10 protein-coding genes are annotated in these 13,050 nt (G+C 45.8%); 5 read left to right on the plus strand and 5 right to left on the minus strand.

Annotation, left to right across the window (positions count from 1 at the left end):
- Positions 1-9: 9 nt before the first annotated feature.
- From QE357_RS22380 to pxpB, 3 genes are read right to left on the minus strand one after another with little or no spacing between them, the layout of a single operon-like run.
- The gene (locus QE357_RS22380) at positions 10-735 is read right to left on the minus strand and encodes a 5-oxoprolinase subunit PxpA (RefSeq protein WP_309712709.1); all 726 of its coding nucleotides are present in this window, start codon (positions 733-735) and stop codon (positions 10-12) included.
- Positions 725-1,678 carry a biotin-dependent carboxyltransferase family protein gene (locus QE357_RS22385; RefSeq protein WP_309712712.1) on the minus strand — a complete coding sequence of 318 codons (954 nt, stop codon included), beginning with the start codon at positions 1,676-1,678 and terminating at the stop codon, positions 725-727. Before QE357_RS22385 ends, QE357_RS22380 begins: the two co-directional genes overlap by 11 nt.
- Before the next feature lies 1 nt (position 1,679).
- Positions 1,680-2,369: a 5-oxoprolinase subunit PxpB gene (gene pxpB / locus QE357_RS22390; RefSeq protein ID WP_309712715.1), complete on the minus strand. Its 690-nt coding sequence runs from the start codon at positions 2,367-2,369 to the stop codon at positions 1,680-1,682.
- Positions 2,370-2,502: 133 nt separating this feature from the next.
- Here pxpB and pncB point away from each other — a divergent pair, with 133 nt between their 5' ends.
- Positions 2,503-3,678, plus strand: coding sequence for a nicotinate phosphoribosyltransferase (gene pncB, locus QE357_RS22395; protein ID WP_309712718.1), 1,176 nt, complete (start codon positions 2,503-2,505; stop codon positions 3,676-3,678).
- A 767-nt stretch (positions 3,679-4,445) separates the two neighbouring features.
- Positions 4,446-5,348 (plus strand): helix-turn-helix domain-containing protein, encoded by a 903-nt coding sequence (locus QE357_RS22400; RefSeq protein WP_309712720.1) that lies wholly within the window; start codon positions 4,446-4,448, stop codon positions 5,346-5,348.
- A 13-nt stretch (positions 5,349-5,361) separates the two neighbouring features.
- Here QE357_RS22400 and QE357_RS22405 read toward each other — a convergent pair whose 3' ends face one another.
- Positions 5,362-6,543 (minus strand): low temperature requirement protein A, encoded by a 1,182-nt coding sequence (locus QE357_RS22405; RefSeq protein WP_309712723.1) that lies wholly within the window; start codon positions 6,541-6,543, stop codon positions 5,362-5,364.
- A gap of 203 nt (positions 6,544-6,746) precedes the next feature.
- Between QE357_RS22405 and QE357_RS22410 the strand changes: the two genes are divergently transcribed.
- Positions 6,747-7,835 carry an AI-2E family transporter gene (locus QE357_RS22410; RefSeq protein WP_309712726.1) on the plus strand — a complete coding sequence of 363 codons (1,089 nt, stop codon included), beginning with the start codon at positions 6,747-6,749 and terminating at the stop codon, positions 7,833-7,835.
- Between the two features lie 232 nt (positions 7,836-8,067).
- On the opposite strand, the gene QE357_RS22415 is transcribed toward QE357_RS22410, so the two are convergent.
- Positions 8,068-8,505 carry an Rrf2 family transcriptional regulator gene (locus tag QE357_RS22415; protein ID WP_307143985.1) on the minus strand — a complete coding sequence of 146 codons (438 nt, stop codon included), beginning with the start codon at positions 8,503-8,505 and terminating at the stop codon, positions 8,068-8,070.
- A 112-nt stretch (positions 8,506-8,617) separates the two neighbouring features.
- Between QE357_RS22415 and hmpA the strand changes: the two genes are divergently transcribed.
- Together hmpA and QE357_RS22425 are read left to right on the plus strand one after the other, a co-directional pair.
- The gene (gene hmpA / locus QE357_RS22420) at positions 8,618-9,820 is read left to right on the plus strand and encodes an NO-inducible flavohemoprotein (protein ID WP_309712729.1); all 1,203 of its coding nucleotides are present in this window, start codon (positions 8,618-8,620) and stop codon (positions 9,818-9,820) included.
- Positions 9,821-10,680: 860 nt separating this feature from the next.
- A complete protein-coding gene (locus QE357_RS22425) occupies positions 10,681-13,050 on the plus strand; it encodes a TonB-dependent receptor domain-containing protein (RefSeq protein WP_309712732.1) in 2,370 nt (789 codons plus the stop codon).

Consider the following 13,050-nt stretch of genomic DNA (forward strand, 5'->3'; position numbering starts at 1 on the left):
AAGATGAGGTTAATCAGGACGAAGCATACGAACGCCCGCCTGTTGCAGATGAGTATGTAAGGTTTGAGCAAAAGCAAGGGCCTGTGAACCATCCCCATGAATGCAGACCGTTTCAGCTTTTCGTTCTGAATCATTCATAAGCCGCATAACCTGGGCAACGGCTTCGGCTGGATCTGTCAGGTGAGCATCGGGCTGATTCCGGGGGGTTAAGGTGCCGTCGGCCTGGTATTTTCGATCAGCAAAAATTTCACTACAAGTGTTAAGTCCCAATTGCTCCGCTTCTGAAATGAGGTAACTTCCGGCTAGTCCGTATAGAAACAGGTTCGCATCAAAATCACGCACGGCCTGAGCAATGGCCCGGGCCATTGCCGCATCTTTGGCCGCCATGTTATACAAAGCTCCGTGTGGTTTCACGTGTTGAAGACGGGTTCCCGCTGCCCGAACAAACCCGGCCAAAGCTCCGACCTGATACAAAACCAACTCATAAACCTCAGCGGGACTGAGCTGCATATTTCTGCGTCCGAAGCCCTGTAAATCGGCGAAGCCTGGATGAGCCCCAATGGCCACGTTATGTTCCAGACATTTTTCAACGGTATACCGCATTACGCCTGGGTCGCCCGCGTGAAAACCACAGGCTACGTTGGCGGAGGTAATCAAAGGTAAGATAGCTTCATCCTGACCGATGGTATAAGCCCCAAAACTTTCGCCTAAATCGCAGTTTATGTCAATTCGCATACAATCGCTGAAAAATGCTTTGCTTCAAAAGCTGTAAATGTTGATGGGAAGATACGTAGATTTCTTCGGCCTCGGCAGCACTGATGCGTACAAAACGAACCTCGTTACCCGTCGTAAGCTGGGCACAAATGCATAAATCGGCTTCGATCACCTGGGCTATCCGGGGATAACCACCCGTGGCGGGAGCGTCGTTCATCAGTAATACCAGATTTCCGTCGGGTAATACCTGAAGCGTACCCGGACTTACGGCGGTGGACAATAATTCCCCGGTGTGGCTACGTTCCAAAGCGGCTTTGAGCCGATACCCCATTCGATTGCTCTGGGGTAATACGGAGTGATTCTCTTCGAGCCAGTGCCTTTGGCTTTCTTCCGTAAACCAATCCCATTCCGGTCCTTCGATGACCCGAACCTGAGGGTTTGAAGAATACTCAGGTAAAGCCGAGGAAGCAATGGACCAGGAAGCTTGGGGAGATGGCTTGGGGGTAAAGGCTATCTGATCTCCTTTTCGTAAAGCTCTTCCCTGAAATCCGCCCCATCCGGCTGAAGCATAGGTACTGTAACTTCCGAGTACTTCAGAAATCTGCCAGCCGCCAGCCACGGCGAGGTAACTGCGGCAACCGTACCCGGCATACATTACCTTCAGGCGATCCCTGGGCTGAACAGCGGTACTTTTCCAGCAATCCATCGGCGATTGATTTAAGAAGGCCCGCCCGCCAAAGCCACCCAGAGCAATAAGGGCAGGTTCATGAAAAACGATTTCCAAGCCACCCATGGTTATTTCAAGGGTGGGCTGATTTTCGTCGTTACCTACCAGCCAGTTTGCAACCCGGTGAGCAAAACCATCCATAGCTCCACTCAGCACTACCCCCTGAGCCCGATAGCCGGATCGGCCCAAATCCTGTAATGTAGTTAATACACCTGCCTGAATGATTTCTATGGCCATGTTAAAGGGAATCTACGGGGATAAACCTGATTTCATCCCCCGCCTGAAGCAAAGCCGGAGGAGTGTGGCTGATGTGAAAAAGCGGTAAAGACGTTCGGCCAATGATCTGCCAGCCGCCGGGAATCGTCATGGGGTAAATGCCCGTTTGAGCTCCTGCAATTCCAACGGAACCCGCTGGTACCTGAGCTCGGGGAGTCATTTTTCTGGGAGTATGCAGGCTTTCAGGCAAGCCACCCATGTAGGCAAAACCGGGTACAAAACCGAGCATATACACCTGGTATACAGCCTGACTATGCTGCTCGATGACGGCTTCGGGCGAAAGTCCGCAGTGGTGAGCAACTTCCGCTAAATCGGGCCCCAGGTCACCTCCGTAACAAACCGGAATGTCCACTCGTCTGGGCTTGACGGCAGCCTGATCCTGGGCTAGCGTGTGCATTTGTTGCCTGAGCCAGTTCTCCACCCAGCTTGTAGCCGTTTGACCGGGGTGATTTTTACGAATGAGTACAGGATCGTAGAAAACGGTTAATGAGGCGTAGGCAGGCACTACCTCCGTCAAACCCGGAAATGGCTGAGCCAGAATTTCGCGTTGTACCCTTCGCACCTGAGCCGAAATCTCGGGATCGATGCGAGTTTCCCAGGCCAGAGTAAGGGCTTTTTCCGAGAGTTGATAGATACGCTGGGGCAGAAGCATAACGGATGAATTTTGCCGAAGATAAGACCCGAAATGAAATCCGCTTGTTGCAAAATTGATTCGGGTACGAAATTTATGGAATTAATTTACCTGGTATTGCTTACTTCAAAAGATAACATCGACTGCTATACGTATGCCTTCAATCATTCCATCCATTCTTGACAACGACTTTTATAAGTTTACCATGCAACAAGGCGTTATTCGCCTTTTTCCTAACGCTCAGGCCCGTTACGCATTTATTAATCGCGGAAAGCATTCTTTTCCGCCGGGTTTTGCCGAGGCATTGCGGCAAGCTGTTGATGAACTGGCAGGGCTGAAATTAACCCGTGAAGAAAAAGCTTTTTTTGCCAGAACCTGCCCTTATCTCGATCCGGTATATCTGGATTTTCTGGAAGGGTATCGCTATCAGCCCCAGGAAGTGCACATCGAACAGAACGGCGATCAGCTAAAGGTAGAAGTGCAAGGACACTGGTACCGGACTATTCTCTGGGAAGTTCCGTTGATGTCTCTGATTTGTGAGTTGTATTATCGGCTTAAGGGTTTACAGCGAATTAGTAACGAGGAAGTACGGGAGGTAACGCGTAAGAAAATTGAAAACTATCGTCAACTAGGGGTTACAGTAGCCGAATTTGGAACCCGCCGCCGTCATTCTTATGAAGTACAGAATCAGGTAGTGGATGCTTTGAAAACCTATGGAGATGGCTCTTTCGTAGGGACCAGTAACGTTCATTTGGCCATGCTTAAGCAAACCCGACCCATTGGAACGCACGCTCACGAATGGTTCATGTTTCACGCCGCTCGCTATGGCTTCAAAATGGCTAACGCCATGGCTCTGCAACATTGGGTAGAGGTGTATCGCGGCGATTTAGGAATCGCTTTATCGGATACGTACACTACGAACGTATTCTTTCAGCAATTTGACAAAATGTTCTCTAAGTTATTTGATGGCGTGCGTCACGACAGTGGCGATCCCTTACATTTTGCCGATCAGGTTATTGCTCATTACCAGCAAATGGGGATCGATCCTTTAAGTAAAACCATTACGTTTTCGGACGGTCTTAACTATGAAAAAGTAGCAAAAATTGCAGATTACTGTCGGGGACGAATCGGGATGTCTTTTGGCATTGGAACCAGCCTAACCAACGACGTAGGATTACCAGCCATGAATATTGTTTTGAAAATGACGGAAGCCAATCCCGGAAATAAAGAATGGACAGAAGTGGTTAAGCTTTCGGATGAACGTGGAAAATATACTGGCAACCCTGAAATGATACAGTTAGCTAAAACTATATTGAATATTCACGAATAAACTAGAATAATGCATTTATAATAAGTGATTTATTGAATGAAAAAGACGTTATAAAAAGAGTTTGTTTTAAAGTTTTTTATAACGTCTTTTTTAGTTGACTTCAAGTAATAGATACCCTCTGAAAAAGATATTTTAGCTAAATCGAATATCTCTGCGATTTGTCCCGGACAAGCATCGTAATATATTGTTACTACCATAACCTTACCCCTCCTTTGGTCATCTAAAGTGAAGGAGCTTATTAGTATTATAAGAAATTTCTTTGGTGAATGTTGCTTCCCCGGATGAAATCCGGAGACACTTTGGAGGCTGTTGGTAATAATAACTATTTCCTACCTGAAGATATTTTATCATCCGCGTCTGTCATCCAGAGCGAAGCGAAGGATCTTATGGTCTTCTTCGAGCTGGTTGGGTCATACGGTAACTTGACTAAACCCGCCCCATTCCTCAAAAGGTCTCTCTTTCTTCGTTCGAGAGTACCATCCGACAATTATAAATTTTAGAAGGTCTGTTCGTATGAGGCTAAATTTTTGTAACTTATTCATCGATAAAAGTAAGTACAAATTACTCATGAACTAATTAATTTTTTTAGAGTGGTTGCCTACCTGAAAATATCTGGTTCGGTGTAATTTACGCTGCCGTTCGAATCATAAAATGCCAAAGCCAACAGTTTAAGTAATAAACGTAAGTGCAACGACCCTTGGGAATGCAAGATTTGTTATTGACTCGTCGATTTATTCATACGTCTAATACATTGCTTTACTTATTCTATGAAACTTTTCGAGAATCTGGTCGCTTACAATAACTATATGGGGGGGCCACCGCCGCTCGATAAAGACTTCGATGTGAGTGAATTAGAAGTATTTCAGCGACATTGGGAAAAGGGAGAAATGCCGCTCATTCGGCATGATTTCTATTCCATTCGCTTAGTAGAGGAATTAAAAACAGATTTAAATCCTGGCCATCACACCACCAGGCCCGAAGTTCCTTTTCTGCTCTTCAAATCTCCTTTTCAGGTACTATCCTGGCAAACGCAGCCCGGCTTTAAGAAAGGATGGCATCTCACCTTTACCGATGCGTTTCTTCAGGAGCGTCCGCAGATCAGTAACATCATTCAGGAATTTCCTTTTCTGCATTTAGAAAAAGCTATTCCTTTTACTGTGTCGGCTTATGACCGGGATGCACTGGTAAAAGTCTTTCATAAAATGCAGGAAGCGTATCAATCGGATAGTTCAGATCGATTTGCCCTGATTGCTTCTTATTTGCATATTATGTTGTTCCGAATCAAAGGATTATATGCAAAAGCAGCCTCGGCCGATCCCACGCTGGGAATGATGGTTAGGGAAAGTGACGATGCTTTGTATGATGATTTCATAAATTTGATTGACTCGCCCGAGCATAGGACGCATCAATCAGTGACTGACTTTGCCAGAGAGCTGGACGTTACCCCAGGTTACCTGAATGCCGTTACCTCCCGGGTAACGGGAGAGGACGTTCGTGCTCAGATTCACGACCGAATCATTACGCAAGCGAAAGATTTATTACTAAATTCTAGCCTAGGTTTAGAAGAGCTGGCCCGGAAGCTGGAGTTCAGGCAACTTACGGATTTTAACGCTTTTTTTGAAAAATACGTGGGACTTAGTCCCTTACAATTTCAGCAAAAATCTCGTTAATTAACGCCTCGGATTACCCTATCCGAAGAGGAACGGAACCGTCCTCTTCCGGGGTTTCGTTTTCGGTTTTTGGAGGGAAAAGAGCCCTACTTTTCAACTCATTTCTAGCGAAGTACAGATAAATCAACCAGACAGTAACCATGCTCGCCAGGGCTACCCAGATCTCTTCCACCAGCACAGTTATACCCCAGCAGACGAGTAATAGGGCTATTGTAAATAATAGATACCTGAATCGGTACGGCTGTTTTATTTTAGGCAGTGTAGTTAGACACAATGATCCCGCGTATAGAGACATGCCGAGCGTTAATAACCATCGCTGCGAATCTTCCTGAGCTACAGCTCCACTAACGGCCAGAGCCAGCGTTCCGGTACCCAGGTACAAAGGCATATGCCCGAAGGAATGACGTAATCCGTCGTTTTGAATCCGGCCAATGATGAATTCTTCCTGGTGAAAAAAATACCACCACCAGATTGTAACTATCAACACTAACCCACAAAAGGCAGAAATAAGCATGGAGTCGCCCCACAGTCTTTCGGTAAGGCTATTGGATAGATTCATTACGTTCTGTTCGACTACAATCAGCGTAAAAACGCCCAGCCGTTGCGGAAAATGTTCTTTCGTAGGAGCTACTTTCCTAAGTTCGTCCCGAGCGATCCAGGGCGTAGCAAGGTCAATCACTAACCCAGCTATTTTCAGGTAAATTCCATAATCAGTCCAGAAAGCTCCGAGAATCCAGAGGCTAAGTCCACCGCTAAACCCTATTAGCAGATGCCTGGCGGGTCGGCGAAAGTCGGAATCGTTGACGATCGTATAAACGTAAAGTACCAGCAGTATAAACCGGGCAGCAATGTAAGACCACGTGAACCCTGCTATCTTATCATTGAACGTTTGCGGGGCCGTAACTGATAACAAAACGATAGGAATCAGACTGATTAACAAAGCCGATTGCTGGAAAATCGAATTGCGGTCAAAACGATCAAAGTAAAAAGAAAAGCCCGTCCACAGCCACCAGGTTGGTAAAAAGAGCCAGCAATACTGAAGATATTCATCACCAGAGACCGGGCTACTTAACAGACTCGATAACTGTCCAATCACGGTACCGATTACTAAGTCATAAAAGGGCTCAATCCAGCGATCTGCTCGGGTCTGGCCCCGATCGTCTGTATTGTTCTGGTTGGATGAGTGCTGATTCAAATTTCGAACGTGTGGGTTTTATAGTTTTTCAGCTTTATCAAGCCTAGACGGCCTTACCTGCCTAGCTATACAACAGACAAAATTATTCATGAAAAAGAGGTGCCACGGTTGGTGGAAGTGTAACCTCTAACCGTAAAGACTAACATTTTCCAGCCTTCAAGGTTATGTTTATAACGATATGCCTTTAATCACGTCTGGTCTCTATGCACGCTCTTCAAAAACCCGCCCGTTTTCTCTGGTTTTGTTTTCTATTATTTGCTGGATTGTATTTTTCGAAAACGGTTCTGGTTCCCCTGACGATTGCGGGCTTGCTGGCGATGCTGGTATTACCACTCGCCACCTGGTTCGAAAAAAAGGGAATAAAGCGAGGCCTTGCGGCGGTTTCATGCCTTGTGGTAATGCTCATCGCTATTGCACTGCTGCTGTTTGTTCTACAATGGCAATTTTCCGGGTTACTGGAAGATTTAAGTGGGATTGAACAACGGATCACGCAACTCGTTAGCGATCTTAAACAATGGATTAGCAGCAACCTGGGCGTGAGTCCAAAGAAACAGAATGAGTTAATAAAAGAGCAGCAATCCTCAACTTCGGGGCAGCTTTCATCGGTCGTAACGGCAGTAATGAATTCATTAATGTCGGTGGCCGTCGATCTCATTTTAGTGTTAGTGTATATTTTCCTGCTGTTATTTTTCAGAAGTCACCTGAAAGCGTTTGTACTGAAATTGACCCCGCCGGAAGATCACCTGAAAGCACGACAGGTCATTCAGAAAAGCAGCGAAGTAGCTCAGAGTTACCTCGGTGGTTTGGGCGGAATGATTGTTACCCTTTGGGTCTTATACGGCGTAGGTTTCAGCATTGTAGGAGTAGAACATGCCATCTTTCTGGGTATCCTGTGCGGACTTTTTGAGATCATCCCTTTCATAGGAAACCTGACCGGAACGGGATTAACCGTACTGATAACCATCGCTCAGGGCGGCGACAGCTCCATGATTATTGGCATTATTCTGGTATATGGGTTGGTTCAATTTGTTCAGACGTATGTACTTGAACCCTTAATTGTAGGTTCAGGAGTAAACATTAACCCTTTATTTACCATTCTCGGCATCGTGATTGGCGAAACCATTTGGGGTATTCCGGGAATGATTTTAGCCTTACCACTAATCGGAATTATTAAAATTATCTGCGACCACGTAGAAGCCTTACAACCCTACGGTTTCCTGATTGGAGAAAATAAAAAGAAAGATGATACCAGTATTATGGATAAGATTAAAGGACTTTTTGGGAAGTCGTAGAAAGGTATGATAGAGGGGGGGCGTTACACTGGCGACAGGCGAGTAAAGTTATTCATGTGATTTCGTGACCTTTAGATTAATTATCATTTCCCAGTCAGACGCGATGAAGCCGCGTTTCTACTTTATAATGGTAATTAAGCTAAGCTGTAGAAAAGTAAAGTTCTTCGTCTTAATCAGAAAGACATTTGTAGTAAACGCTTGCACAAGAAGTGCTCAAACACTAAAACGACCCTTACTTTTTCAGTGAAAGTAGTCCATTAAGCAATTCTTCATTAAACTCACCAATGGTTGTCTGTTGTAAAACCTGATGGATCTGATCTCGTATAGACTTGAACTGATCGTGCAGGGGGCAGGGGTTAACTTCCGAGCATTGGCTCAGCCCCAGGGCACAGCCGTAAAATAGGCTATTGCCATCCACTGCTTCTACAACCTCGCTTAAAGGTTTCTTGAGCGAAGATTCCTGCATGTAAAAACCGCCATTAGGGCCTTTCGTCGAACTGATGATGCCTTGACGGCTTAAATTCTGGAGAATTTTTGCCAGATAAAGCTCGGGGGAATCGATCCCGGCTGCAATATCCTTGATACCCGTTTTATGCCCCGTCGTGGATTTATGAGCGATGTAGAATACCGCTCGAATCGCGTATTCACAAGTTTTAGAAAAAATAGCCATGACTGCTGTGTGAAAGGACAAAACTAATAAAAGATATTTTTGTCCTTTATAAAATTACCGATATGTTTGCAAAATCAATAAAGGATAAAAAGGTATTAATATCATTTATAGCATGACAAACGATCAGAAAGCTTTAATTCGAGCGACAGTTCCGGTATTAAGAGAGCACGGCGTAGCCCTGACCACTTACTTTTACAACCGATTGCTAACGCATAATCCCGAATTGAAAAATGTGTTCAATAGTGCTAATCAGCGGACGGGAGCCCAACCAACGGCACTGGCGATGTCGGTTCTAGCCTATGCCGAGCACATTGATAACCCTGAAGTACTTTCCCAGGCCATTAACCGTATTGCTCATAAGCACGTCAGTTTGGACATTCGGCCAGAGCAGTATGCCGTTGTAGGTAAGCACTTACTAGCTTCCATCAGTGAGGTATTAGGTGAGGCGGCTACCTCTGAATTACTCGAAGCCTGGGGTTTGGCATATCAGCAACTGGCTCAAGTCATGAGTAATGTCGAGGCCAATCTATACAGCAATACCGTGGCGAAAGCAGGAGGCTGGAGCAGTTGGCGACCCTTTGTGGTTCAGAAGAAAATTCGTGAATCAGAAGAAATTACTTCTTTTTATCTGTATCCTTCGGATGGTGGTAAAGTAGCCGACTTTTTACCAGGACAGTTCATTACGGTTCGTCTTTTCGTTCCTGAACTTCAGGTGCTTCAGCCCCGTCAGTATAGCATTTCCTGTGCACCCAACGGCAATTACTACCGAATTTCGGTGAAGAAAGAACGAGGCAGTGCCGAACGCCCAGCGGGCTTCGTGAGTAACTTGCTGCATGATAAAATTCAGGAAGGAGATATACTCGAAGTCGCTCCACCAGCGGGCGATTTTATACTGGATGTAACGACAAATAATCCCATTGTTTTCATCAGCGGTGGGGTAGGATTAACCCCGTTTATGAGTATGCTGGAGTACCTGATTCAGACCGGTAAAGATCGTGCTATTACCTGGATTCACGGGTGTCGAGGGTATGAAGTACATGCGTTCAAAGAATCGGTAAGCGAACTTGGAGGCCGCCACCAGCAAATGGCAATTCATACCTTTTATAACAAACTGGATGACCATACGCAGGAGTTCTACTACGAAGGTTTTGTCGATCTAACTAAGGTAAAGGAAGCCATCGTCCCACAAGCCGATTATTACATCTGTGGCCCTGCGGTATTCATTAAAAAACACGTGGAATACTTACGAAGCCAGGGTGTTAATGCTCAGTTTATTCACTTTGAAGAATTCGGTCCGGCTATTTTAGTCGTTTGATAGGGAAGCCCGTTCAGGGTCTTTTTATGTGAAGTATGGCTCTGTTTAAAGCCATTCCTTGAAGTTACCAACCTATGTTTGTTCACAAACATAAATTTCCCTTAAGTAGAGACGCGACTTTATCGCGTCTGGGTAGAGGCGATTTTACTACATTGGTTGATGAAAAGGCATTTTTCCGTCCCCTGGCTGGTGTCCTCACCAGCCATTATTAAAAGCCTAATGGTTGGTGATGACACCAGCCCTGGCGGAAATTTCCCTTAAGTAGAGACGCGACTTTATCGCGTCTGGGTAGAGGCGGTTTTACTACATTGGTTGATGAAAAGGCATTTTTGCTATTCCTAATGTTATCCTCATCTCCCGGCCAGACGCGATGAAGTCGCGTCTCTACAATGGATAATTGTAATGGTATTAAGCAGTAGAAAAGTGAATGTTGGGCAGGAAAATGACGCTTTTCTCAAACATCCGCTATACAGTTGCGGACGAGCAGTGAGTACATTCCGTCACCCTGGTTGGTGAGGACACCAACCCTGGCGGATGATTGCCAATCCTAAAAAGTATATAATCAAGCATTTCAAGTAGAGACGCAACTTCATCTCGTCTCTACATTACAAAGATTTTAATTCTCTCCTCTCGAACGAAGAGAGACCTTCCTGAGGGTTGCGAATCATTGTAATGGTACCCAAACTAATGTAACGCTGAGCCTAGCAGACGCTTTTCTCGAACAGTTGCGGTATTTATAAAAAGCCATAGAGGCGTTTTTTAGAATTATTCTATACAAATAGAACGTCCATAACTTATCTTTGAAACCTGATTTTTACTGAAATAAGTTATTATTCTACGAAGTAACGATTCAATCGTTCATGATTATCCGTATATCAGGAGTCTTACTCCTTTGCTTATTTTTTCTTTCTTCCCAGGCTCAGGTAATCATTAAAGGACGTGTCAGAGAGGCTCAGGCCCCTCAGCGAGCTTTGTCGGGAGCCAGCGTTCAAATAACCGCAACCCAGCAGGGCACGTTGACCAACGAAGACGGTTACTTCGAAATTCAAGCTACCACGCCCGTTTCCAGCCTTACCATCAGCCACATAGGCTACCAAAGCCAGCGAATTGTATGGACGAGTGATACTTCCTTTATTGAAGTAAGCCTGGTTATGGCTGACGGGCAGGGTTTAAAGGAAGTAACTATAACGTCGAAATATTATAAACCCTATCACCTGAGTACGGTTTCGAGTGCTCTTCGTTTACAAACGCCGCTGATTCACCTTTCCCAGAACATTCAGGAAGTCAGTGCGGATGTAATTTACGATCAGGGAAGTTTTAACATGACTGACGGCGTAGCCCGGAATGTAAGCGGCGTTATTCGGCAGGAGGTTTCCAATAACCTGGGCCCCTACATGTTCATGCGGGGCGGCCAGATTTCCACGCTTCGCAATGGCATTGACCTGACCCCGATTTATCGCGGACCCGTCCCCGAAGATGCAGCTATTATTGACCGGGTAGAATTCATGAAAGGTCCCTCGCTGTTCATGAATAACATTGGCGATCCCGCTGGAACGTTTAACGTGGTAACTAAACAGCCTACCGGCACGCCCCATTATTCGGCTACGGCCATGGGGGGGAGCTGGAATTTATACCGATTGGCCGTCGATTTAGATGACGTGCTGGACGCGAAGAAAAAACTTCAGTATCGGCTGAACGTCATGGGTATGACCAGTAAGTCCTTCGTTACCTATGATTTTAATCGCCGATTACTAGTAGCTCCGGTGCTGAAGTATCAATTCAGTGACCGGACTTCCCTGACTGCCGAGTACAATTATCAGCAATTTGGGTATGCCCTGATGAGTCCCATCGTCATGACGCCGAATGGCTTTGCAACCTTACCCAGGGATTTTACCATTCACGAACCCAACCTTCCACCTTACCACGTTCGGGATCAAACCGCCTTTCTGACTTTCTCGCATGCCTTTAGTAAAGACTGGTCGGTAACGGCTCGGGGGGCTTTGATGCAGAATGATTATGAAGGCATTTACATGTGGGTGACGGGCGTAAATACTGCCAATCCGAATGTATTGCTGCGAAATCCCAAATACGATCTGGCCCGCACGCAGGTGTATTCCCAGCAGGCTTTTGTGAATGGAAAGATTAAGACGACGGGGTTAACCCAGCAAATTCTGGTGGGAATTGATGTGAACCAGAAAAGATTTCGGGCGGATAGTTACGTAACGTATGATACCTACACCGACGCAGCCGGAAAAACGCAACCCCGCTATTATCCACTGAATATCAATGCTCCTGAATATCCTATTGAAATGCCAACCTATCAGACACCGGGCGGTTTTTCCAAAGGTAACACGAATCAGTCCATTCGTTATTACTCGTTTTATGCCCTGGATGAACTGACTTTTCTCAAAGATAAACTTCGCCTAACCCTGGGCGGTCGTTTTACTTCCGTGGAAACCCGGAACAACGTCTCTGCTGTGATTACCTCCTCAAAAGATCAGGTTTTTACGCCGCGGGTAGGCGTAAATTATAGCGTTCTGCCCTCGTTTTCAGTATATGCTTTACTCGACCAAACGCTGATTCCGCAGGCGGGCCTCATGAGTAATGGAGAAGCCATTCGACCGTTGGAAGGATTAAACCGCGAGATTGGATTAAAGAAAGACTGGCTCGAAGGACGCTGGAATACGACGCTTTCCTTCTATTCCATCAAACGAAATAACATAGTTGCCACCGATCCGAATAATGCACTTTATCGATTGCAGGTAGGGAAAACACACGCCAGGGGCATCGAACTGGACGTGGTTGGGAAACTAGCACCGGGTTTAAATGCAGTGATTAACTACGCTTACAATGATTCCAAAATTGATGCGGATGTAAACCCAGCATTGGTGGGTGCCCGCCCGCCCATGTACGTCAAACACGTGCAGAATACCTGGTTAAATTATCAGTTACCTGGTCGGGTGCTATCGGCTTTTTCCGTATCGGCGGGGTATCAATATCAGGGCGGACGGGGCGAACGTTATGCAACGGCTGTTGTACACTCTACCCCGGATTTATTCCGGCTGGACGGTGGACTGGGTTGGCACCATAAACGATGGAAAGCTAATTTGTTAATTAATAATATTTTGAATAAAAACCTGATTGCCACACCCTGGTTTCGCAATGGGTTATACTATTGGGTTCCGCAGGCTCCGATCCATGCCCGCCTGAGTGTTCATTACGTAATTTAG

The sequence above is a fragment of the Siphonobacter sp. SORGH_AS_0500 genome, assembly GCF_031453245.1.
In the GTDB taxonomy this organism is placed as follows: Bacteria; Bacteroidota; Bacteroidia; order Cytophagales; family Spirosomataceae; genus Siphonobacter.

What these genes read in the sequence shown, in the direction of transcription:
- hmpA (WP_309712729.1), top strand. Translation starts at nt 8,618, where the DNA reads ATGACAAACGATCAGAAAGCTTTAATTCGAGCGACAGTTCCGGTATTA.
- pxpB (WP_309712715.1), bottom strand. Translation starts at nt 2,369, where the DNA reads ATGCTTCTGCCCCAGCGTATCTATCAACTCTCGGAAAAAGCCCTTACT.
- QE357_RS22425 (WP_309712732.1), top strand. Translation starts at nt 10,681, where the DNA reads ATGATTATCCGTATATCAGGAGTCTTACTCCTTTGCTTATTTTTTCTT.
- QE357_RS22380 (WP_309712709.1), bottom strand. Translation starts at nt 735, where the DNA reads ATGCGAATTGACATAAACTGCGATTTAGGCGAAAGTTTTGGGGCTTAT.
- QE357_RS22385 (WP_309712712.1), bottom strand. Translation starts at nt 1,678, where the DNA reads ATGGCCATAGAAATCATTCAGGCAGGTGTATTAACTACATTACAGGAT.
- QE357_RS22410 (WP_309712726.1), top strand. Translation starts at nt 6,747, where the DNA reads ATGCACGCTCTTCAAAAACCCGCCCGTTTTCTCTGGTTTTGTTTTCTA.
- QE357_RS22400 (WP_309712720.1), top strand. Translation starts at nt 4,446, where the DNA reads ATGAAACTTTTCGAGAATCTGGTCGCTTACAATAACTATATGGGGGGG.
- QE357_RS22415 (WP_307143985.1), bottom strand. Translation starts at nt 8,505, where the DNA reads ATGGCTATTTTTTCTAAAACTTGTGAATACGCGATTCGAGCGGTATTC.
- pncB (WP_309712718.1), top strand. Translation starts at nt 2,503, where the DNA reads ATGCCTTCAATCATTCCATCCATTCTTGACAACGACTTTTATAAGTTT.